Source organism: Cellulomonas wangsupingiae (genome assembly GCF_024508275.1).
GTDB lineage: Bacteria > Actinomycetota > Actinomycetes > Actinomycetales > Cellulomonadaceae > Cellulomonas > Cellulomonas wangsupingiae.
The window spans coordinates 1492557-1513581 of sequence record NZ_CP101989.1 but is presented as its reverse complement, the minus strand read 5'-3'; the positions used below and the strand labels follow the sequence as shown (position 1 = coordinate 1513581).

At 72.9% G+C, this 21025-nt stretch carries 19 protein-coding genes and 1 tRNA gene; 11 read left to right on the top strand and 9 right to left on the bottom strand.

Annotated features, from left to right (window positions below):
• Window positions 1-28 precede the first annotated feature (28 nt).
• From NP075_RS07065 to NP075_RS07025, 9 genes are all read right to left on the bottom strand, one after another.
• Window positions 29-1591: an ABC transporter substrate-binding protein gene (locus tag NP075_RS07065; protein ID WP_227564357.1), complete on the bottom strand. Its 1563-nt coding sequence runs from the start codon at window positions 1589-1591 to the stop codon at window positions 29-31.
• 90 nt (window positions 1592-1681) lie between these two features.
• Entirely contained in the window at window positions 1682-2509 is an 828-nt protein-coding gene (locus NP075_RS07060) for an ATP-binding cassette domain-containing protein (RefSeq protein WP_227564358.1), read from the bottom strand.
• Window positions 2502-3539, bottom strand: a complete 1038-nt coding sequence (locus tag NP075_RS07055; protein ID WP_227564359.1) for an ABC transporter ATP-binding protein — start codon at window positions 3537-3539, stop codon at window positions 2502-2504. Before NP075_RS07055 ends, NP075_RS07060 begins: the two co-directional genes overlap by 8 nt.
• Window positions 3539-4429: an ABC transporter permease gene (locus tag NP075_RS07050; protein ID WP_227564360.1), complete on the bottom strand. Its 891-nt coding sequence runs from the start codon at window positions 4427-4429 to the stop codon at window positions 3539-3541. The genes NP075_RS07055 and NP075_RS07050 overlap by 1 nt, the downstream gene beginning before the upstream one ends.
• Window positions 4426-5349: an ABC transporter permease gene (locus NP075_RS07045; RefSeq protein ID WP_227564361.1), complete on the bottom strand. Its 924-nt coding sequence runs from the start codon at window positions 5347-5349 to the stop codon at window positions 4426-4428. Before NP075_RS07045 ends, NP075_RS07050 begins: the two co-directional genes overlap by 4 nt.
• Window positions 5350-5707: 358 nt before the next feature.
• Window positions 5708-6712 (bottom strand): LacI family DNA-binding transcriptional regulator, encoded by a 1005-nt coding sequence (locus tag NP075_RS07040; RefSeq protein ID WP_255629498.1) that lies wholly within the window; start codon window positions 6710-6712, stop codon window positions 5708-5710.
• A 233-nt stretch (window positions 6713-6945) separates the two neighbouring features.
• Complete coding sequence (locus NP075_RS07035; RefSeq protein ID WP_227564363.1) at window positions 6946-7404, bottom strand: iron chaperone; 459 nt, start codon at window positions 7402-7404, stop codon at window positions 6946-6948.
• Between the two features lie 84 nt (window positions 7405-7488).
• Window positions 7489-8271 carry a DUF8817 family protein gene (locus NP075_RS07030; protein ID WP_227564364.1) on the bottom strand — a complete coding sequence of 261 codons (783 nt, stop codon included), beginning with the start codon at window positions 8269-8271 and terminating at the stop codon, window positions 7489-7491.
• Between the two features lie 38 nt (window positions 8272-8309).
• Window positions 8310-8383 (bottom strand) — tRNA-Pro (locus tag NP075_RS07025).
• 92 nt (window positions 8384-8475) lie between these two features.
• Between NP075_RS07025 and NP075_RS07020 the strand changes: the two genes are divergently transcribed.
• The 11 genes from NP075_RS07020 to acs all read left to right on the top strand — a co-directional run bounded on the left by NP075_RS07020 (window position 8476) and on the right by acs (window position 21024).
• Window positions 8476-9120 (top strand): SGNH/GDSL hydrolase family protein, encoded by a 645-nt coding sequence (locus NP075_RS07020; protein ID WP_227564365.1) that lies wholly within the window; start codon window positions 8476-8478, stop codon window positions 9118-9120.
• A gap of 415 nt (window positions 9121-9535) precedes the next feature.
• Window positions 9536-10471, top strand: coding sequence for a cysteine synthase A (gene cysK, locus NP075_RS07015; protein ID WP_227564366.1), 936 nt, complete (start codon window positions 9536-9538; stop codon window positions 10469-10471).
• A gap of 88 nt (window positions 10472-10559) precedes the next feature.
• Entirely contained in the window at window positions 10560-11144 is a 585-nt protein-coding gene (gene epsC, locus NP075_RS07010) for a serine O-acetyltransferase EpsC (RefSeq protein ID WP_227564367.1), read from the top strand.
• A gap of 96 nt (window positions 11145-11240) precedes the next feature.
• Window positions 11241-11594 (top strand): GntR family transcriptional regulator, encoded by a 354-nt coding sequence (locus NP075_RS07005; RefSeq protein ID WP_227564368.1) that lies wholly within the window; start codon window positions 11241-11243, stop codon window positions 11592-11594.
• A complete protein-coding gene (locus tag NP075_RS07000; protein WP_227564369.1) occupies window positions 11591-12586 on the top strand; it encodes a DUF1648 domain-containing protein in 996 nt (331 codons plus the stop codon). Before NP075_RS07005 ends, NP075_RS07000 begins: the two co-directional genes overlap by 4 nt.
• 55 nt (window positions 12587-12641) lie before the next feature.
• A complete protein-coding gene (locus tag NP075_RS06995; protein WP_227564370.1) occupies window positions 12642-13727 on the top strand; it encodes an LLM class F420-dependent oxidoreductase in 1086 nt (361 codons plus the stop codon).
• Between the two features lie 62 nt (window positions 13728-13789).
• Window positions 13790-15679 (top strand): acyltransferase family protein, encoded by a 1890-nt coding sequence (locus NP075_RS06990; protein ID WP_348519253.1) that lies wholly within the window; start codon window positions 13790-13792, stop codon window positions 15677-15679.
• A gap of 310 nt (window positions 15680-15989) precedes the next feature.
• Window positions 15990-16826 carry an ABC transporter ATP-binding protein gene (locus NP075_RS06985; RefSeq protein WP_227564372.1) on the top strand — a complete coding sequence of 279 codons (837 nt, stop codon included), beginning with the start codon at window positions 15990-15992 and terminating at the stop codon, window positions 16824-16826.
• Window positions 16827-16906: 80 nt separating this feature from the next.
• Window positions 16907-17950: an aliphatic sulfonate ABC transporter substrate-binding protein gene (locus NP075_RS06980; protein WP_227564373.1), complete on the top strand. Its 1044-nt coding sequence runs from the start codon at window positions 16907-16909 to the stop codon at window positions 17948-17950.
• A gap of 75 nt (window positions 17951-18025) precedes the next feature.
• Window positions 18026-18994, top strand: a complete 969-nt coding sequence (locus tag NP075_RS06975) for an ABC transporter permease (RefSeq protein WP_227564374.1) — start codon at window positions 18026-18028, stop codon at window positions 18992-18994.
• Window positions 18991-21024, top strand: a complete 2034-nt coding sequence (gene acs, locus NP075_RS06970) for an acetate--CoA ligase (RefSeq protein ID WP_227564375.1) — start codon at window positions 18991-18993, stop codon at window positions 21022-21024. The genes NP075_RS06975 and acs overlap by 4 nt, the downstream gene beginning before the upstream one ends.
• Window position 21025: the final 1 nt, after the last annotated feature.

Here is a 21025-nt window from a genome sequence, read left to right as displayed (position 1 = left end):
CCGGCCGTCCCCACGTCCGCGTCCCGACCTAGTCGGTGAGGTAGACGGTGCTCCAGTCGTAGTTCTCGCTGGGCACGAGCTTCAGACCCTGCACGGTGTCCAGCGACGCCAGGTTGGTGTTCTGCTGGAACAGCCCGATCGCCGGTGCGTCCGCCGCGAGGAGGTCGGAGATCTCCTGGTAGACGGACAGGCGCTCGTCGGCATCGAGCGTCTGCTGGCCCTTGGCCAGCAGGGCGTCGAGGTCCGGGTTGCAGTACCCGAGGCGGTCGGCCGCGCAGGTGTAGAGGCGGTTGAGCGTGAAGTCGGCGTCCCCGGTGCTCGTCAGGTTCGAGTTGACGATCATGTCGTAGTTGCCGGGCTTGGCGATGTTCGCGAGGAAGGTGGCCTGGTCGTCCGACTTCGGCTCGACGGTGATGCCGACCTCCTTCCAGTAGGAGATCATCGCCGAGACGAGCTGGTCGTAGCCCGGGTTCGCGGTGCTGTAGTCGATCGTCGTGGTGAACCCGTCGGGGTAACCGGCCTCGGCGAGCAGGTCCTTGGCGCGCTCCGGGTCGTAGGACGGCGCCTCGGAGGCCGGCAGGCAGCCGAAGGCGGCCTCGGGGCACAGGGAGGTCATCGGCTCGGCGGTCTCCCCGAGGAGCGAGGTGACGATCGTGTCGAGGTCGAGTGCCGCCCACAGGGCCTCGCGCACCAGCGGGTCGGTGAACGGCTCGCGGCTGTTCTGGAACCACAGGAACGTGTACGTGAAGCTGGGGATCTGCTCCAGTCGCACCCCGTCCATGCTCTCGACCGTCGCGATCTGGTCGCCCGGCACGCCGGCGATCACCTGGGCCGAGCGGTTGGACAGCGCGGTCACCTTGCCGTTGGTGTCGGTGATCTGCTGGAAGGTCACCGTCTTGAGCTTCGCCGGCTCGCCCCAGTAGGCGTCGTTGCGGGTGAGCGTGACGTGGTCGTTCGTGACGAACTCGGTCACGACGAACGGACCGGTGCCGATCGGCTTGGACCAGTAGGCGTCGTCGGCGACCCCGTCGGCCTTGCCGATGAAGATCATCGACAGCACACCGAGCAGCGTGCCGGTCGGGTTCTTCGTCGTGATCGTCAGCGTCGTCGGGTCGTTCGCCGTGTAGGTGTCGATGACCGCGAGCTGCGTCGCGAGCACGGACTGCATCGCGATGTAGCGGTCGAAGGTGGCCACGACGTCCGCCGAGGTGAAGGGCGTGCCGTCGCTGAACGTCACGTCGTCGCGCAGCGTGAAGACGAGCGTCGTGTCGTCCGTCCACTCCCAGGAGCTCGCGAGCAGCGGCTGCGGCTGCGACTCCTCGTCCAGCGCGACCAGGCCCTGCAGGACGTTGCTGTCGACCTGCATGCGGCAGTTGTCGAAGTTCTCCGTGGGGTCCAGCGACGTGCACCCGTAGTTGAGGACGTACGTCAGGTGCTGCTGGTCGTCGGGGAGCGCTGCGCCGGGTGTGGCGTCACCGTTCCCGGCACCGCCGCCGCTGCTCTCGCTCGAGCCGCCGCACCCGGCAAGCGCCAGGGCGAGGACGGCAGCAATTCCGGCGACGGACATCCGCCGTGCGCGCAGTGATGTCATGGCCATCTCCTTTGATCGTTGACATCGATGTCATCAAGGTCGGTGCTCTCGTAGGCCGGGGGTCGTTCTTCCCGGCCTACGACGCGGGGGTCAGGAGGTGGGCTCCAGCCACGGCCGTGCGACGGGCACAGCCGCCAGCAGCGCGCGGGTGTAGTCGTCGCGGGGATGGTCGAAGACCTCCCGCGCGGTGCCCTCCTCGGCGACGACGCCGTGGTGCAGCACCAGGACGCGGTCGCACAGGTGCTCGACGACCGACAGGTCGTGCGAGATGAACAGGTACGCCAGGCCCAGGTCGTCCTGCAGGTCGTCGAGCAGGTTGAGGACCTGGGCCTGGACCGACACGTCCAGGGCCGAGACCGGCTCGTCGCAGATGATCAGCTTGGGCCGCAGCGCCAGGGCCCGTGCGATCCCGATGCGCTGACGCTGACCACCCGAGAACTGGTGGGGGTACCGGTCGCTGTAGTCGGGGTTGAGGCCGACGCGGTCCATCAGCTCCTTCACCTCGGCCGTCCACCGGTCGCGCGGCACGACGTCGCGGTGCACGCGCCACGCCTCGGCGATCACGTCCCGGACCGTCAGCCGCGGGTTGAGCGAGGCGTACGGGTCCTGGAACACCATCTGCATCTCACGACGCACCGCGGTGAGCTGCCGCGGGGAGAAGCGGGTGATGTCCTGCCCCTCGAACTCGATCGTGCCCGCGTCGGCCCTGACCAGCCCGATCACGGCGCGGGCGACCGTCGACTTGCCGGATCCCGACTCGCCGACCAGGCCGACGGTCTCCCCCGGCCGGATGTCGAACGTGACGCCGTCGACGGCGACGTTCTCGCCGATCTTGCGCTGCAGGAACGACGAGCGGATCGGGTAGGCGACCTTCAGGTCCCTGACGCTCAACAGCGGCGTGGTCCCGGCGTCAGACATGGGTGAGGACCTCCTCGGACAGGTGGCACGCGGCCTGGTGGCCCGCGGGCCATCCCTGCGGCGTGCGCAACGTCGGCGCCAGCTCCCGGCACCGGTCGATCGCGAACGGGCAGCGCGGGTTGAACGCGCACCCGGTCGGCAGGTTCAGCAGGTTCGGTGGCGACCCGACGATCGGCTTGAGCCGACTGCCGACGCGGCCACCGGGGATCGACTCCAGCAGGCCCTTGGTGTACGGGTGCGCCGGGTGGTCGTACATGTCCCGGATCGCGCCGGTCTCGACGATCCGGCCCCCGTACATGATGGCGGCCCGCTGGGCGACCTCCGCGACGACACCGAGGTCGTGGCTGACGAGCACCATCGCCATCCCGGTCTCCGCCTGCAGGTCGGCCAGCAGGTTCATCACCTGCTTCTGGACGGTCACGTCCAGCGCGGTGGTCGGCTCGTCGGCGATCAGCAGCTTCGGGCCGAGCGCGAGCGCCATCGCGATCATGATCCGCTGACGCTGCCCGCCGGAGAACTGGTGCGGGTAGTCGGAGATCCGCGTCTCCGCGTCCGGGATGCCCACGCGCTTGAGCAGCTCGAGCGCGCGCGCCCACGCCTCCTGGCGGCCCATGCCCCGCCGCTGCCGGAACGGCTCGGCCACCTGCGCGCCGACCCGGAACACCGGGTTCAGCGAGCTCAGGGGGTCCTGGAAGATCATGGCGATCTCGGTGCCGCACACCTCGCGCACCTTGCGGACGGGCTCGGCCGCGAGGTCACGCCCGCCGTACATGATCCTGCCTCCCGTGACCGATCCGGCCGGCTTGGGCAGCAGGCCCATGATCGCCTGCGCGGTGGTCGACTTGCCGCAGCCGGACTCGCCGAGGATGGCGAGCGTCTCGCCCGCCCGGACCTCGAAGCTGACGCCGTCCAGCGCGCGGGCCACCCCCGCGGCGGTGGAGAACTCCACCGTGAGGTTCTCGACGCTCAGCAGCGGCGCGCCGCTCGTGGCGGAGGTGGGGCCGACGAGGCCCGTCTGTGTCGTCGTCATCAGGCGCTCCGGAGCGTCGGGTCGAACTTGTCGCGGAGGGCGTCGCCGAGGATCCCGAAGGCGAGCATGAGGATCACGAGCACGACGCCGGGGAGGGTGGAGATCCACCATGCGGTCGACAGGTACTGCGTCCCGTTGAAGATCGTGCTGCCCAGGCTCGGCGTGCCGAGCGGCACCCCGACGCCGAGGAACGACAGGGACGCCTCCGTGAGGATCACCTGGGCGAACTGCGTGGTCGCCACCACGATGACCGGCGCCATGCATCCGGGCAGCAGCGTCCGGAACATCAGGTGCCAGTTGCCCGCACCCAGGGTCCGGGCGGCCTCGACGTACTCGCGGTTCTTCAGCGACAGCACCTGGCTGCGCGCGACGCGGGCGAAGACGACCCAATTCGAGATCGACAGCACGAGGATGATGTTGCCGACGCCCTGACCGAGCACCGAGGCGATGAGGATCGCCAGCAGGATGGAGGGGAACGCGAGCTGGATGTCGGCGATCCGCATGAGCGTCGCGTCGATCCACCCGCCGAAGTGCCCGGCGAGCAGACCGAGCAGCACCCCGACCAGCCCGGAGATGGCGAGGGTCGCGACGCCGACGAGCAGCGAGATCCTGGCACCGGCCATGATCTGCGCGAAGAGGTCCGACCCGATCTGGTCGGTACCGAGCAGCGCGGTGCGGCCGTCCGACATGACGGTCCCGGGGGGCATCAGCCGCGCCATGAGGTCCGCGCGCAGCGGGTCGAAGTCGTAGGCGAGCGGGATGACGACGGCGCCGAGCACGATCAGACCGATGACGACCAGCGGCCCGATGATGCGGATCTTGACGCCCCGCCGGGCCCGACGGGCCCGGCGCATCGTCGCGTTGACGGCGAGGACAGGTGCGGCGGTCACTTGGCGAGCCTCACGCGAGGGTCGAGGATCCCGTACAGCAGGTCCACGACGAGGTTGATGATGACGAAGACGGCGGCGATCACGAGCACGCACGCCTGCACGACGTTGTAGTCACGCAGCTGGATGGAGCTCACGAGGAGCCGGCCGATCCCCGGGAACGAGAAGACCGACTCGGTGACGACGGCACCTCCGAGCAGCGTCCCGAACTGCAGTCCGACGATGGTGATCACGGGGATCGCCGCATTCCGGACGGCGTGGCGGAAGACCACGATCCGTTCCGACAACCCCTTGGCGCGAGCGGTCTGGATATAGCTCTCGCTCATCACCTCGAGCAGCCCGTTGCGAATCATGCGGGTGAGGACCGAGACGAATGGCAGCGCCAGCACGATTGTCGGCAGGATCAGGCTCTTCGGCCCGTCGAGCCCCACGCTGGGCAACCACTTGAGCATGCGCGAGAACACCAGGAGAAGGACGACACCGATCCAGAAGTTCGGCAGCGCCTGCGTGAAGAGCGAACCGGTGGTCACCACGCGGTCGAGGGGCCGGTTGGCCCGCAGCGCCGCCATCAGGCCGAGCGGGAAGGCGATCAGCATGGCGAGCACGCACGCGAGGAGCGCCAGGAGCGCCGTGTTCGGCAGCACCTGGCCGATGAGGGTCACCGCCGGCTCCTTGAGCACGTACGACGAGCCCAGGTCGCCGGAGACGGCGTTGCCCAGGAAGGTGCCGTACTGCACGAACATCGACTGGTCGAGACCGAGGTCACGCCGCAGCTGGTCGAGCTGCTCGGGCGGTGCGTCCGAACCAGCGATGAGCAGTGCCGGGTCGGCAGGGACGACCCGGACGATGAGGAACACCGCGGTGGCGACGCCCCACAGCACAAAGACTGCCAGCAACAGTCGCCGTACGAGATAGCCGACCATGACGCGTCACCTCTCTTCCCGGGATCTGCACCGATCCCTGGGCCCCTCGGGTCTTCACTGACCGCAGGACGCCTCCGCCACCAGGGCGAGGCCGTCGTCCGTGAGGCTCGCGCTCCGACTGACAACGATGTCATGCGTGGCCGAGGTTAGTCGCGCGAGCGGGGATGTCAACGTCGCAGGACGGCGGTCGGGCGCGACTCGCTGCACTGCACACCGTGTAGCCCGCAGGGATGACAGCGTTGTCAACGGGTCACGGCAGGCATGGACGTCGACCTGACGGGTGACGGCGCTCACGACTGCGGCGCAGGCCTCTGCGCGCACGACGCGCCCCGCAACTCGCGCGGACGCACGGTCGCGCTCAGGCGGCGAAGGGCCCCGGGATCTCGCCCGACCCGCGCTCGATCAGCGTCGTCGGGACGGTCAGCGTCTCCAGCTCCAGCGGGTTGCCGGCCATCCGTGCCAGCAGACGCTCGGCCGCGAGCTCGCCCAGCCGGTGCGGGTCCTGCGCGACGACCGTCACGCCGGGCTCGAGCAGGTCGAGCAGCTGGACGTCGTCGAACCCGACCATCGCCACGTCGTGCTGGCGACCGCGCTCGTGGAGCGCACGCAGGACCCCGACGGTCATGCGGTTGTGCGCCGCGAAGATCGCCGTCGGCGGCTGCGGACCGTCCAGCATCCGGTGGACCTCCGTGCGCGCGCCCTCCTCGCCGTGCACACCGGTGAGCGCGACGACGTCGGACCGCGGCACGCCCCACCGGTCCAGCTCGTCGAAGTAGCCGCGCAACCGCTCCCGCAGCGTCCAGATCTCGTGGTCACCGCCCACGTAGGCGAGGCGACGGTGCCCGTGCTCCAGCAGGTGACGCGTCGCCGCCACCGCACCGTCGAAGTTGCACGACACGACCGAGTCGAACGCGACGGACACGGCCGGACGGTCGACGAACACGATCGACGTGCCGCGGGCCGCCTCCGCCGACAGGTACGCCTGGTCGCGGGACACCGTGGTGAGGATCAGGCCGTCGACGCGGCGGCGCAGGAACTCCTTGACAACCGTCCGCTCACGGTCGGCGTCCTCCTCGAAGCTCTGCGCGAGCACGATGATCGAGTGCCGTCGCGTGACCGTCTCGACACCGCGGTGGATCGCGGCGGAGAACGCGTCGTCCACGCTCTCGAGCATCAGCCCGATCGCATTGGTCCGGGCACCCATGCGGCGCAGTCCGCCCGCGTAGACGTTGAGCTCGTAGTTCAACGTCGCGGCTGCACGCCGCACGCGCTCCTTGAGCTCTTCCGACACGTTCGGCTCGGCATTGAGCACGCGCGAGACCGTCTTGACACTGACGCCCGCGACGGCTGCGACGTCGCGCATCGTCGCATAGTGCGGCGCTTGGCGCGTCTTTGACATCTTTTTCCGACCTCCTGAAGGGCCGCGCAGCACAAGCCGAGCGTCGTTACCCCGCCGGCACGATGCTATAGGCGAGGACTTCCTTCTGGTGGGCGAAAGCGTGAACGGACGCGCGTTTTCCCCGGGCGGCGCGACCCGCGCCGACGGTTTCCGTCCTGGCGCGGCCGGTGTCCGACGAAGGGCCGGGCCCTCCTGCCTCAGGCCGCGGCCCGGCGGACGAGGTCCGCCAGCGCTCGCTCGACCTCCTCGTTCATCGCCGTCAGCGCGTACGACGTCGGCCACATCGGTCCGTCGTCGAGCGCCGCCGGATCCTCGAAGCCCAATGTGGCGTACCGGGACTCGAACTTGCCGGCGGGCTTGAGGAAGCACACGACCTTGCCGTCCTTCGCGTACGCCGGCATGCCGTACCAGGTGCGCGGCGTCAGGTCGGGGGCCACCTCGCGCACGATCGCGTGGACGCGCTCGGCGATCACGCGGTCGGCCGCGGGGAGCTCGGCGATCTTCGCCAGCACCTGCGCCTCGGCCTCCGCCGCCTTGGCCGCCGCGCTGCCCCGCCGGGACTCCGCCCGGAGCTCGGCGGCCCGCTCCTTCATCGCCGTGCGCTCCTCCGCGGTGAACGTGCCCGGGTCGCTCGTCGCCTGCGTGCTGCTGCTCATCGTTCTCTCCCTCGCTCCGGTGTGCCGGCCACGCTAGGGACCGGCCGTGCCCGAGCGCTTCTCGGATCGTGACCGATGCGCCGCTCAGCGACCGGCGAGGTCCGCCCGCAGCTCGGCTGCCTGCGTCAGCTCCTGCGCCACCTCGCGTGCGGCGCCCGGATCGAGCGTGCGTTCGACGGCCGCGAGCTCGTCGAGCAGGTCTCCCGCCGCGGCGTCGTCCTGCGTGCGCACGGCGAGCTCGGCGAGGAACGCGAGCGCGCGGACGCGGTCGACGTCGCGCGCGTCGTCCGCACGGCGCAGGGCGCCGGCGAGGATCTTGCGGGCCTGGTCCGGCTCGCCGCGGGAGTCCGCCTGGACCACGGCGTCGTCGAGCGCGCGGGCGAGCCGGTCCGGCGGGCGCTCGGCGTACGCCGCGCGGGAGGAGTCCCCGGCCGCGGCCGGGGCGGCACGGTCGGGCGGGGGCGGGCGGCGCATGAACCGCACCCAGTTCCCGGCGGGGTCGATCAGGCTGAAGCCCGTGACACCGCCGGCGTTGGCGCGCCGCCGCGGACGGGTGATCCGCGGGAACCCCGTCAGCGGCAGCCTGGCGTACCGCGACCGCAGGCCGTCGGCCAGGGTCTCGAAAACCGCGCCGGTGTCGTCGACCAGCACGAGGCACGTCGAGTAGCTGTCCTGCGGGGCGATCCCGTCGAGGCCGAAGTAGTGCAGGTCGACCCCACCGCGACGCAGCGCGAGGTACGGCTGGGGACGCAGCTGGCGGTACGTCACCTCGAACCCGAGCGCGACCCAGAACTCGCACAGCTCGTCGATGTCCCCGCACGGCAGCGCCGGGACTGTCGACGCGCTCCCCCACAGGTCCTGGGCCATGTCCCAGTAGACCGCACGGGGGTCGGTCCGTGTCAGTGTCGGGGTGGTCGGATTCGAACCGGCGACCTTCCGCTCCCAAAGCGGACGCGCTACCAACCTGCGCCACACCCCGTGCGCCCCTCGGCACCCGCGCGGGTGCCGGGCGGGGCACGCGCTCACCCTACCGGCGCCCCGGTGCTGCGAGCCGCGTGGTGGGATGGCCCGGTGACGACGTTCCTCCGCCCCGGTGACCGGGTGCTCCTGACCGGCGACTCCATCACCGACTGGGGACGCGACCGCGACCAGCCCGACAGCCCGTGGGGACTGGGGCACGGGTACGCCGGCATCGTCGCGGCGCTGGCGGGGGCGCGTCGACCCGACCTGGACCTGACGTTCCACAACCGCGGGATCGGTGGCGACACCACACGCATGCTGCGCGAGCGCTGGCAGCCCGACGCGCTGGACCTCGAGCCGACCGTCGTGTCGATCCTCGTGGGCGTCAACGACACGTGGCGACGCTTCGACTCCGGCGCGGTGACGAGCGTCGAGGAGTACGAGGGGCACTACCGCGCGATCCTGCAGGCGACGCGCGAGCGGCTCGACCCGCGGTTCGTGCTGGTCGAGCCGTTCGTCCTGCCGGTGCCGCCCGTGCAGCCGGCGTGGCGCGAGGACCTCAACCCGCGCATCCACGTCGTGCGGCGCCTGGCGGCCGAGTACGACGCGGCGCTCGTGCCCGCCGACGGCCTCTTCGCCGCCGCGGCGGCCCGCACGCCGCCCGAGCGCTGGGCCTTCGACGGGGTCCACCCGACCGCGGCGGGGCACGGGCTGCTGGCCGAGGCGTGGCTCGCGGCGGTCGGCCTGTCCGCCTGACCCACGGGCCGATGGCCGGTCCGCATCGCGGGACGGCCGTCTCACGGGAACCTTTGCGCCCGCTACGGTGTTGACGCTAGCGTCGGCCCGACCACGGGTGGACGCCCGTGCCCCCCGGCCCGCCTCCCGGCGCGGCCCCGGACGAGGAGAGCGATGCGCGTGCCCGCCGCCGCCGTTGCCCCCGTCCCGCACGCCTGCGTGGCGTGCGCCTGTTGTCGCTGTCGGTAGAGCGCTGGCCGCTCCCCGCACGTCCCCTCGTGCGCACCGCACCGGTGCACCCTCGCCAGCGCTCGCCCCGAAGACGCCACCACGGCACGCTCCCCACGACCCACCCGCGACGCGCCCGCGCCGCACCCGTGGACGATCCCCCGCACCTGCCGCCCCGGAGGGGTACGGCACCGACCGAAGAGGAACCATGGCACGCATCTACGAGGACGCGACCGCGCTCATCGGCAACACCCCGCTGGTCCGCATCAACAGGATCACCGACGGCGCGCCCGCCCGGGTCGTCGGCAAGCTCGAGTTCTACAACCCGGCGAACTCGGTGAAGGACCGCATCGGCGTCGCGATCATCGACGCCGCCGAGAAGTCCGGCGAGCTGCAGCCCGGCGGCACGATCGTCGAGGCCACGAGCGGCAACACCGGCATCGCCCTGGCGTTCGTCGGCGCGGCGCGCGGCTACGAGGTCGTGCTGACGATGCCCGAGACGATGTCGAAGGAGCGGCGTGCCCTGCTGCGCGCGTTCGGCGCCGAGCTCATCCTCACGCCGGGCTCCGAGGGCATGAAGGGTGCGGTCAACCGCGCCACCGAGATCGTCTCCGAGCGTCCGGGCGCGATCCTGGCCCGGCAGTTCGCCAACGAGGCGAACCCGGAGATCCACCGCCGTACGACGGCCGAGGAGATCTGGGCGGACACCGACGGCGAGATCGACATCCTCGTCGCGGGCATCGGCACGGGCGGCACGATCACGGGCGTCGGGCAGGTGCTCAAGGAGCGCAAGCCGGGCGTGCAGATCGTCGGCGTCGAGCCGGCCGAGTCGCCCATCCTCAACGGCGGCGCCCCCGGCCCGCACAAGATCCAGGGCATCGGCGCGAACTTCGTCCCCGAGATCCTCGACACGACCATCTACGACGAGATCATCGACGTCGACGCCGAGACGGCCGTCGCCGTCGCGCGTCGCGCCGCCCGCGAGGAGGGACTGCTCGTCGGCATCTCGTCCGGCGCGGCCCTGCACGCCGCGACGCTGCTGGCCCACCGCCCCGAGAACGCGGGCAAGCTCATCGTCGCGATCATCCCGTCGTTCGGTGAGCGCTACCTGACGTCGGTGCTCTACTCCGACCTGCTCGACTGAGCGCCCGGGCCCGGTCGCCGTCCCTCGACGGCGACCGGGCCCGCACCGTCCACCCCGTGGACGCCCACCCCGCCACCCGGAGCCCGCCATGCGCCCCCTGCACCACTTCCTGCGCACGCTGCGCGACGACCTCGACGCCGCGCACCGGCACGACCCCGCGGCGCGCACGCGCGTCGAGGTCGCTCTCGCGTACCCCGGTGTGCACGCCATCTGGGTGTACCGGCTGACCCACCGCATGTGGCAGGTGCCCGCGCTTCGTCTGCTCGCGCGACTCGTCTCCCAGATGGCGCGGGCCGCGACGGGCATCGAGATCCACCCGGGCGCGCGGCTCGGCGAGAGGCTGTTCATCGACCACGGCATGGGGGTGGTCATCGGCGAGACGGCCGAGGTCGGCGACGACGTCGTCCTCTTCCACGGCGCGACGCTGGGTGGGCGCTCGATGAAGCGGGGCAAGCGCCACCCCACGCTGGGTGACCGCGTCGTCGTCGGCGCCGGCGCGAAGATCCTGGGGCCGGTGTGGGTGGGGCACGACGTCCAGGTGGGCGCGAACGCCGTCGTCATCACCGACGTCCCCGCGGGGGCGATCGCGGTGGGCGTGCCGGCGAAGATCCGGCAGCGCGGCACGCAGGTGCCGTTCGACGTCGAGGTCGACGACCCGGCCATCTACATCTGAGGCCCCGCCCCTGCAGCTGACGACCCGCCCCGCGGCGGTGCCCACGATTCGGGCGCAGTGTTGTTCTAGTTGTTGTCTAACTACTAGAGTGATCGCATGCTGTTCCGCATCGACCCGACGTCCGGCGACCCGCTGTACGCGCAGCTGGCCGCGCAGGTCCGTACGGCCGTGGCCCACGACGAGCTGCGCCCCGGCGAGCGGCTCCCGTCGGCGCGCGACCTCGCGGCGTCCCTCGACGTCAACCTCCACACGGTGCTGCACGCCTACCAGGAGCTGCGCGACGAGGGCGTGATCGAGCTGCGGCGCGGCCGTGGCGCCGTCGTGACCGGGTCGGGCGCGCCCGACCTGACGGACCTGCACGCGGCGGTCGACGCACTCGTCGTCGCCGCACGACGCCTGCGCGTCGCCCCCGAGACCGTGACCGCCCTCGTCAAGGAGGCCCTGCGATGACCACCCCCCGACCGGCACCCCCGCACCGCCTCGCGACCACGGTGACGACGCTCGTGGTGCCGCTCCTCCTGGTCCTGGTGACAGTGCTCGTCGCGCTGTCGTGGACCCCGCGGCTGCCCGACCCGCTCGCGGTGCACTGGGACGCCGCCATGCGGCCCGACGGGTACGGGTCCCTGAAGGACGCCGTCGCGATCCCCCTGCTGTTCGCTCCCCTGTTCGCGGTCGGCATGTGGGCCCTGGCGTTCTGGGCGGGCCGCGACACCGCGACACGCCGGATCGCGGCCGGGTCCGCGACAGGGCTGACCGTGCTGATGTCCGTCGTCGTGCTCGGCTCGCTGTCGGTCCAGCTGGACCTCGCGGACGCCGCCGACGTACCGGGGATCGGCCACGTCATCGCGTGGGCGTTCGCCGGCGGCATCGTCGCGGGGGTGCTGGCCGCGCTCGTCGTGCCGCGCGACGCACCGATGCCCAGCCGCGCCCCTGTCGACCCGGCCGCGCCGCGCACGCCGCTCGCGAACAGCGAGCGCGCCGCTTGGAGCCGGACCGTCACCAGCCCTGCGGGCGCGTGGGTCGGGGGCGCCGCGGTTCTCGTGAACGTCGTGCTGGCGCTCGCGCTGCGCACGCCGGCGCTCCTGATCGTCGCGGCCGCCCTGGGGCTGCTGCTGGCCACCATGCTGGTACTGCGCGTCAGCGTCGACGCGCGCGGGCTCGTGGCCCGCTCACCCCTCGGCTGGCCGACCGCGCACGTCCCGCTCGACGAGGTCGTCGCGGCCCGCGCCATCCGGGTCGACCCGTTCGGCGAGTTCGGCGGCTGGGGGTACCGGATCGGCCACGGCGGCCGGGCAGGGTTCGTGCTGCGCAAGGGCGAGGGCATCGAGGTCGAGCGCACGGGTGGACGGGTCCTCGTCGTGACCGTCGACGACGCGGCGACCGGCGCCGCGCTGCTCAACACCCTGGCGGACCGGGCGCGCAGCGCCGCTACCGCCGGGTAACGTCGCCGGGGCGTCCCGTCGGGCGCACGTCGACGGCGACGACAAGGAGCAGCGCATGCGCCTCGGGTACCACACGGGCTACTGGTCGGCCGGTCCCCCACCGGGCGCCGCGCAGGCCGTGCGCGCCGCCGACGAGCTGGGGCTCGACTCCGTCTGGACGGCGGAGGCGTACGGCTCCGACGCCCTGACCCCGCTGGCGTGGTGGGGCGCCGGCACGCGCCGGGTCCGGCTCGGCACCGCGATCGCGCAGATCTCGGCCCGGACGCCGACGGCCGCCGCGATGGCCGCCCTCACGCTGGACCACCTGTCCGGCGGACGCTTCGTCCTCGGGCTCGGGGCGTCCGGCCCGCAGGTCGTCGAGGGATGGTACGGGCAGCCCTACCCGCGCCCGCTGGCCCGCACGCGCGAGTACGTCGACGTCGTGCGCCAGGTGCTCGCGCGCGAGGCACCCGTGACGTACGACGGAGCGTTCTACCGGCTGCCCCTGCCGGCGGACCAGGGAGCGGGCCTCGGCAAGGCGCTGCGGTCGACCGTCCACCCGCTGCGCGCCGACCTGCCGATCCACCTGGCCGCCGAGGGGCCCCGGAACATCGCCATGACCGCGGAGATCGCCGACGGCTGGCTGCCGCTCTTCTACTCCCCACGCATGGACGCGACGTACCGCGAGCTCCTCGCCGAGGGGTTCGCCCGCCGCTCGCCGGCGCGCCGGGCCCCCGAGGAGTTCGAGGTCGTCGCCACGGTCCCGGTGGTCCTCGCGGGCGACGTGGAGTCCGCCGCGGACGTCGTGCGCCCGTTCATCGCGCTGTACGCCGGCGGGATGGGCGCCAAGGGCGCCAACTTCCACCGCGACGTGCTCGACCGCCTCGGGTACACCGCGGCGTGCGACGAGATCCAGGCGCACTACCTCGCGGGTGACCGCGGTCGCGCCGCGGCCGCCGTGCCGACCGAGCTCGTGCGTGACGTCGCGCTCGTCGGCACCGAGGCGGACGTGCGCGCGCAGCTGCCGGCGTGGCGTGCGACCGCGGTCACGACGGTGCTCGCCCAGACCGACCCGCGCGCCCTGCCGCGCCTCGCGGCGCTGTGGGGTGACGCTGCTCACGACGGCCCTCCCGCGGACGGGACCGCCGCCGGCCCGGCCTAGCCTGGTCGTGCGGTGCACCCGAGCAGGGGTGCACCGCGGCACCGGTAGGTCGGCAGAGGGTTGTGGTGTTGGCAGTCGTCGAGCAGGTCCCTTCGCGTCCGGTCGCCCGCACGGGACCGGCGGCGGACAGGGCTCCACGACTGCCTCACCTGCGCGGCCTCGACGGCGTGCGGGCGCTCGCCGTCGTCGCGGTGCTGCTCTACCACCTGGACGTGCCGTGGGCCCGCGGCGGGTTCCTCGGCGTCGACGTGTTCTTCGTGCTGTCCGGGTTCCTCGTCGCGACGCTCGTGCTCGAGGAGGTCGAGACCACGGGTGCGTTCCGGACCGGGCGCTTCCTCGCACGGCGCGTGCGCCGGCTCGTCCCCGCGCTGCTCGTGGTGCTCGTGGCGGTCGCCGGCGCCGGCCTGGTGGCGCGCGACGCGCTCACGTCGCTGCGGGGCGACCTGCTCGCGGCGCTGACGTACACGTCGAACTGGTGGCAGGTCGTCGCGGACCGCTCGTACTTCGCGCTCACGGGCCGGCCGCCGCTGCTGCAGCACCTGTGGTCGCTGGCGGTGGAGGCGCAGTTCTACCTCGTGGTCCCGCTCGCGGCACTGCTCGCGCTGCGGGCCGGGCGCGCGCGGCTCGGGCAGGTCGCGGCCCTGCTGGCGGTCGCCTCCACGGTCGCGATGGGCGTGATGGCGGCACGCGCGGGCATGCCCGTGCCGCACGACGCCTCCCGCGCGTACGTGGGGACCGACACGCACGCGATGGGGCTGCTGCTCGGGGTCGCGACGGCCGCGGTGTGGCGGCCGTGGCGCACGTGGCGGCACCCCGGCTCCTGGCTCACCGAGCGCGGCGACCCGGTGCGCAGGTTCGAGGCCGGCGTCACCGACGTCCTGGGCGTGCTGGCCCTCGGCGGCGTGGTGGCCGCCGTGGTCCTCGTCGACCCGTTCTCCGAGGCGCTGTACCGGGGCGGTTTCCTCGGGTTCGCCGCCGTGGCGGCGCTGCTGGTCGCCGCGGCCGCCGACCCCGCGAGCCTGCTCGGCCGCGCGCTGGCGGTGCAGCCGCTGCGGTGGCTCGGCGAGCGGTCCTACGGCATCTACCTGTGGCACTGGCCCGTCCTCATGCTGACGCGCCCGGACCAGGACGTCACCCTGCCCGGGTGGGCGTCGCCGGTGGTGCGCGTCGGGGTGACGCTCCTGCTGGCCGAGGCGTCATACCGCTGGGTCGAGACACCGGTCCGTCGGGGTGCGCTGCGACGGCTGGCGCAGCGGCTGCGCACGCCCGCCCCGGGACGCCGGAGCCTGGCGGTGCGGACCGCTGCCGCTGCGACGTGCGTGCTGGTGGCGCTGACGCTGCTCGGCGTCGGCGTGGCCCGGACGCCCGCGACGACGGACGGCCCGGCCGACGCGCCGACGAGCCCGGCACCCGCACCGGAGGTGATCGGCCAGGTCGCCCCGGAGCAGGACCGCGGACCGAGCCCGTCACCCACGCCCGCCGACGAGGTCGGCACCGTCACCGCGTACGGGGACTCGGTGATGCTCGGCGCCGCCGCCGAGCTGGCCGCCCGGGGCGTCGCCGTCGACGCGGCGGTGTCCCGCCAGTTCTCCGAGATGGTCGACCGCGTGCTCGAGGCGGCCGCGGCGGGCACGCTCGGCCACACCGTGGTCGTGCACGGCGGCACCAACGGGCCGGTCGCCGAGGAGGACCTGCGCCGCCTGCTCGACGGCACCGCGGGCCGGCGGGTGTTCGTCGTGAACGTGCGTGTGCCGCGCGCGTGGGAGCAGTACGACAACGAGCTCTTCGGGCGCGTGGTGCCTCAGTACCCGCACGTGCGCCTGCTCGACTGGAAGTCCGGCGGCGACGCCAACCCCGGCTGGTTCTACGACGACGGGATCCACCTGCGTGAGGACGGCGGACGCGCGGGCTACGCGTCGTGGATCGCGCAGGAGATCCAACCCCGCGGGTGACGGGCGTTGCCGCGGCGGGACGCGTGCGGCTACAGTCTGTCTGAAACGTGGTCACTGCATCTCACATCGTGAGAAACCGCAGGTGAGCACCCCGATGCGACAGGGAGGCCAGCGATGAACGTCGCCCGCCGTTCCGTCCGCGTCGCCGTCTCCCCCCTGTGCCGCTGTTGCCTGTGCTGCTCGATGCAGCCCTGCACCGGCCCCCGCTGACCTCAGCGACACCGACCCTCACGGGTCGCCCCGCCGGTGCCCGCCCTCGTGGCCGCCCGGCCCCCGCCGGACGCCCGCGCACGACCCCACGGACGTCCCCATGACCCTGACCTCCACGCGCGCGCGACGCGCCCACACGGTCGCGCTCGACGCGGTGCGCCGCACCTTCCCCACACCCACCGGGACCCGCACGGTCCTGCACGCCGTCGACCTCGAGCTGCGCGCCGGTGAGATCGTCGCCCTCGTCGGCCCGTCCGGGTGCGGCAAGTCGACCCTGCTGCGGCAGGTCAGCGGCCTGGACACCCCCGACGCCGGGCGCATCCTGCTCGACGGCACGCCCGTGACCGGCGTCGACCGGCGCACCGCCATGGCGTTCCAGGAGCCGCGCCTGCTGCCGTGGCGCACCCTGACCGCCAACGTCGCCCTCGGCCTGCCACGCGGCACCCCGGCGCAGGCCGGGCGCGAGCGCGTCGCGGAGCTGCTGGGGCTGGTCGGGCTCGAGGAGTCCGCCGGGCTGCGCCCGCGCCAGGTCTCCGGCGGCATGGCCCAGCGCGCTTCCCTGGCGCGGGCACTGGCCCGCAACCCCGGCGTCCTGCTGCTCGACGAGCCGTTCGGCGCGCTCGACGCGCTGACGCGGCTGCGTATGCAGGACCTGCTGCTCGACGTGCACCGGGCCGAGCCGACGACGGTCCTGCTCGTCACGCACGACGTCGAGGAGGCCCTCTACCTGGCCGACCGCGTCCTGCTGCTGCGCAACCTGGCCCGCTGCCCGCAGGGCACCGCGAGCGTCGTGCGCGTCATCGACGTCCCCGGCACCCGGCCCCGCGACCGCGCCGACCACCAGCTCGCCGAGCTGCGCGCCGAGCTGCTCGAGGGCCTCGGCGTCGCGACGCACCACACGGCGCCGCTCGACCCCGACCTGCACCACTCCATCTGACCCACCCGCCCGACGTCCGCGCACCCGCGTCCGCACCCACCCGGGCCCCGGCCCCGCACCCCGAGATGAGAGAACCGACGATGACGATCCGCACCGCCGTCTCCGCCACCGCACTGGCCCTCGTGACCGCCCTGGCGCTGACCGGCTGCGTCGCCGGTGAGGACGCCGAGGCCGAGGCCGCCCCGCCCGCCGACGACGCCACGGCGTCGTGGAGCGCCGACACGCTCGACATCGACTTCGCGACCTACAACCCGCTGAGCCTGGTCATCAAGGACCAGGGCTGGCTCGAGGAGACGCTCGGTGACGACGTCACCGTGAACTGGGTCCAGTCCGCGGGGTCGAACAAGGCCAACGAGGCGTTGCGCGCCGGTGCGGTCGACGTGGGCTCCACGGCCGGCTCGGCCGCGCTGCTCGCGCGCTCCAACGGCTCGCCCATCCACACGATCGGCATCTACTCCCAGCCCGAGTGGGCGGCGATCGTCGTCCCGGAGGGCTCGGACGTCACGTCGGTGGCCGACCTCGCCGGGAAGTCCGTGGCCGCGACCAAGGGCACCGACCCGTACTTCTTCCTCCTGCAGTCGCTCGAGGAGGCCGGTGTCCCGCTCGACCAGGTCGAGGTGCAGAACCTGCAGCACGCCGACGGCCGCACGGCCCTCGAGCAGGGCTCGGTCGCCGCGTGGTCGGGCCTCGACCCGATCATGGCCGCGAGCGAGGCCGAGTCGGGCACGAAGCTGATCTACCGCAACATCGACTTCAACACCTACGGGTTCCTCAACGCGACGCAGGAGTTCCTCGACGCGAGCCCCGACCTCGCGCAGGTCGTCGTCGACGCGTACGAGAAGGCACGCGCGTGGGCGCAGGAGAACCCCGAGGAGGTCGTCGCGATCCTCGCCGAGGTCGCCGGGATCGACCCGGCCGTCGCGGAGAAGGTCATCGTCGAGCGCACCAACCTCGACGTCGACCCGGTCCCCGGCGACGCGCAGCGAAAGGTGCTCGAGGTCGTCGGCCCGATCTTCGTCGAGTCCGGTGACGTCGCGGACCAGGCCACGATCGACACGGCCCTGGCCGAGCTGTTCGAGCCCACGTTCGCCGAGAAGGCCGACGCCGCGAACATCGCCGGCTGACCACGCGGTGCCCCGCCCGTCGCCGGGCGGGGCACCGCCCCCGCACCGCCTCCTCGTCCCCCAGGAGAGACACCCATGACCGACGGATGGATCGGCGGCCCCGGCGCGGGCCCCGTCACCGACCCTCAGGGCCGGCCGCTGCGCGCGCTCAACCCCTTCGACGACGGTGACGACCCCGGGCACGACCCCCACGCGCGACAGGTCGACGAGCCCGACCCGTCGCCCGTCACCGACGCGGCCGTCGACGCACCGGTTGCCGCACCGGTGCGTCGCGCGCTCGTACCCTTCTGGTCCCGCCGCACCACCCGCGTCGTGGGCGGTGCTGTGCTGCCCGTCCTGGTCCTGGCGGTGTGGCAGTACGTCACGACGTCCGGCCTCGTCGCGCCGTACCAGCTGCCGAGCCCGGCGTCCGTGTGGGACGCGGCGCTCGACCTGCAGCAGCGCGGCGAGCTCGTCACGCACGTCGCGATCTCGGTGCAGCGTGTCCTCATCGGCTTCACGATCGGTGCGGTCGTCGCACTCGTCGTCGCCGCGGTCGTCGGCCTGTCCCGAGCGGGCGACGTGCTGCTGGCCCCGACGCTCGCGGCGATCCGGGCGGTCCCGTCGCTCGCGTGGGTCCCGCTGCTCATCCTGTGGATGAAGATCGGCGAGGACTCCAAGATCACGCTCATCGCGATCGGCGCGTTCTTCCCGGTCTACACGACGGTCGCCGCCGCGCTGCGGCACGTCGACCCGCAGCTCGTCGAGGCCGGGCGCGCGTTCGGGCTGCGCGGCGTGCGGCTGCTGCAGTCGGTCCAGCTGCCCGCCGTCGTCCCGGCCGTCATGTCCGGCCTGCGGCTGGGGCTCGCGCAGGCGTGGCTCTTCCTCGTCGCGGCCGAGCTCATCGCGTCGTCCATGGGGCTGGGCTTCCTGCTGACCGACTCCCAGAACAACGGGCGCGTCGACCGGATCCTGCTCGCGATCGTGCTGCTCGCGCTGATCGGCAAGCTCACCGACTCGATCGTCGCCGTCGTCGAGAAGCAGCTGCTGCGGAGGCTCGCATGACCACCCTGACCGCGCTGCAGACCGAGACGCGCACCTACCCCGCGCCGGTCGACCTCGCCGCGACCTCGAACGTCCGCCCCGAGGACTGGGCGCGTGCCGCGGCCGATCCCGTCGCGTTCTGGGAGGACGCCGCACGGCGCCTCGAGTGGGACACGCCGTGGCACACCGCGCACGAGTGGTCGCCACCCGTCCCGGTCGACGGCGGTGCCGACGGCGACCTCACCGTCCCCGAGGCCCGCTGGTTCGTCGGCGGGCGGCTCAACGTCGCCGTCAACTGCGTCGACCGGCACGTCACGGCGGGCCGCGGCGACAAGGTCGCGCTGCACGTCGAGGGCGAGCGCGGGGACCGTCGGTCGATCACGTACGCCCAGCTGCAGCGCGAGGTCGCGCAGGCGGCGCACGCGCTCACGGCACTGGGCGTGGGCCCCGGCGACCGCGTCGTGGTGTACCTGCCGGTGATCGCCGAGACGGTCGTCGTGACGCTCGCGATCGCGCGCATCGGCGCGGTGCACTCTCTGGTGTTCGGCGGGTTCTCGGCCGAGGCCGTGCGGTTCCGCGTGCAGGACACCGAGGCGAAGGTGCTCGTCACGAGCGACGGGCAGTTCCGCCGGGGGCAGGCGGTCGAGGTGAAGTCCGCGGCCGACGAGGCCGTGGCCGGGTTGGACCACGTCGAGCACGTGCTCGTCGTGCGCCGCACCGGCCAGGACGTCGCGTGGACCGACGGGCGCGACGTCTGGTGGCACGACGTCGTCGCGACCCAGCCCGACGTGCACGACCCCCAGGCGTTCGACGCCGAGCACCCGCTGTTCGTCATCTACACGTCGGGCACCACGGGCAAGCCGAAGGGCCTGGTGCACACGTCCGGCGGGTACCTCACGCACGCCGCGTGGTCGCACTGGGCGGTGTTCGACGTCAAGGACGACGACGTGCACTGGTGCACCGCCGACCTCGCCTGGGTCACCGCGCACACGTACGAGATCTACGGGCCGCTGGCGAACGGGCTGACGCAGGTCATCTACGAGGGCACCCCGGACACGCCCCGCCGCGAGCGCCACCTCGAGGTCATCGAGCGCTACGGCGTCACGACGTACTACACGGCGCCGACCCTGATCCGGACCTTCATGACGTGGTTCGGCGACGAGCTGCCCGGCGGGCACGACCTGACGAGCATCCGCCTGCTGGGCACGGTCGGCGAGGCGATCAACCCCGAGGCGTGGGTGTGGTTCCGCCGCACGTTCGGCCGCGACGCGGCCCCGGTCGTCGACACGTGGTGGCAGTCCGAGACGGGCGCGGCCATGATCGCGCCCGTCCCCGGCGTCACGACGCTCAAGCCCGGGTCGGCGACGCGTCCGCTGCCCGGGATCGCGGCCAAGGTCGTCGGCGAGGACGGCGTCGAGGTGCAGCCCGGGCAGGGTGGCTTCCTCGTGGTCGAGCGGCCCTGGCCGGGCATGGCCCGCACCGTGTGGCGCGACCCGCAGCGGTACCTCGAGGCGTACTGGCGCCGGTTCGCCGGGCACGGCCCGCACGGCGGGTACTTCCTGGCCGGCGACGGCGCCTCGTACGACGAGGACCGCGACATCTGGCTGCTGGGCCGCATCGACGACGTCATCAACGTCTCGGGCCACCGGCTGTCGACGATCGAGGTCGAGTCGGCCCTCGTCGCGCACCCCGCCGTCGGCGAGGCCGGGGTCGCCGGGGTCGCCGATGCGGTGACGGGCCAGGCCATCGCCGCCTTCGTGGTCCCGAGCACGCCCCCCGGCCCGGTCGAGGACGTCGACGCGTGGCTGGCCGCGACGCTCGCGCTCCGCGAGGAGCTGCGCGCGCACGTCGCGCGCGAGATCGGCCCCGTCGCCAAGCCGCGCCACCTGCTGGTCGTCCCCGAGGTCCCCAAGACCCGCTCGGGCAAGATCATGCGCAGGCTGCTCACCCAGCTCGTCGAGGGGACCACCCTCGGCGACACGACGTCCCTGCAGAACCCGTGGGCGGTCGACCAGGTCGGCACGCTCGTCACCGCCGGTCTCCCCCGCTGAC

Coding starts and splice junctions, on each gene's coding strand:
- NP075_RS07065 (WP_227564357.1), bottom strand. CDS start 1,591: ATGACATCACTGCGCGCACGGCGGATGTCCGTCGCCGGAATTGCTGCC.
- NP075_RS07060 (WP_227564358.1), bottom strand. CDS start 2,509: ATGTCTGACGCCGGGACCACGCCGCTGTTGAGCGTCAGGGACCTGAAG.
- NP075_RS07055 (WP_227564359.1), bottom strand. CDS start 3,539: ATGACGACGACACAGACGGGCCTCGTCGGCCCCACCTCCGCCACGAGC.
- NP075_RS07045 (WP_227564361.1), bottom strand. CDS start 5,349: ATGGTCGGCTATCTCGTACGGCGACTGTTGCTGGCAGTCTTTGTGCTG.
- NP075_RS07040 (WP_255629498.1), bottom strand. CDS start 6,712: ATGCGCGACGTCGCAGCCGTCGCGGGCGTCAGTGTCAAGACGGTCTCG.
- NP075_RS07035 (WP_227564363.1), bottom strand. CDS start 7,404: ATGAGCAGCAGCACGCAGGCGACGAGCGACCCGGGCACGTTCACCGCG.
- NP075_RS07030 (WP_227564364.1), bottom strand. CDS start 8,271: ATGGCCCAGGACCTGTGGGGGAGCGCGTCGACAGTCCCGGCGCTGCCG.
- cysK (WP_227564366.1), top strand. CDS start 9,536: ATGGCACGCATCTACGAGGACGCGACCGCGCTCATCGGCAACACCCCG.
- epsC (WP_227564367.1), top strand. CDS start 10,560: ATGCGCCCCCTGCACCACTTCCTGCGCACGCTGCGCGACGACCTCGAC.
- NP075_RS07005 (WP_227564368.1), top strand. CDS start 11,241: ATGCTGTTCCGCATCGACCCGACGTCCGGCGACCCGCTGTACGCGCAG.
- NP075_RS07000 (WP_227564369.1), top strand. CDS start 11,591: ATGACCACCCCCCGACCGGCACCCCCGCACCGCCTCGCGACCACGGTG.
- NP075_RS06995 (WP_227564370.1), top strand. CDS start 12,642: ATGCGCCTCGGGTACCACACGGGCTACTGGTCGGCCGGTCCCCCACCG.
- NP075_RS06985 (WP_227564372.1), top strand. CDS start 15,990: ATGACCCTGACCTCCACGCGCGCGCGACGCGCCCACACGGTCGCGCTC.
- NP075_RS06980 (WP_227564373.1), top strand. CDS start 16,907: ATGACGATCCGCACCGCCGTCTCCGCCACCGCACTGGCCCTCGTGACC.
- NP075_RS06975 (WP_227564374.1), top strand. CDS start 18,026: ATGACCGACGGATGGATCGGCGGCCCCGGCGCGGGCCCCGTCACCGAC.
- acs (WP_227564375.1), top strand. CDS start 18,991: ATGACCACCCTGACCGCGCTGCAGACCGAGACGCGCACCTACCCCGCG.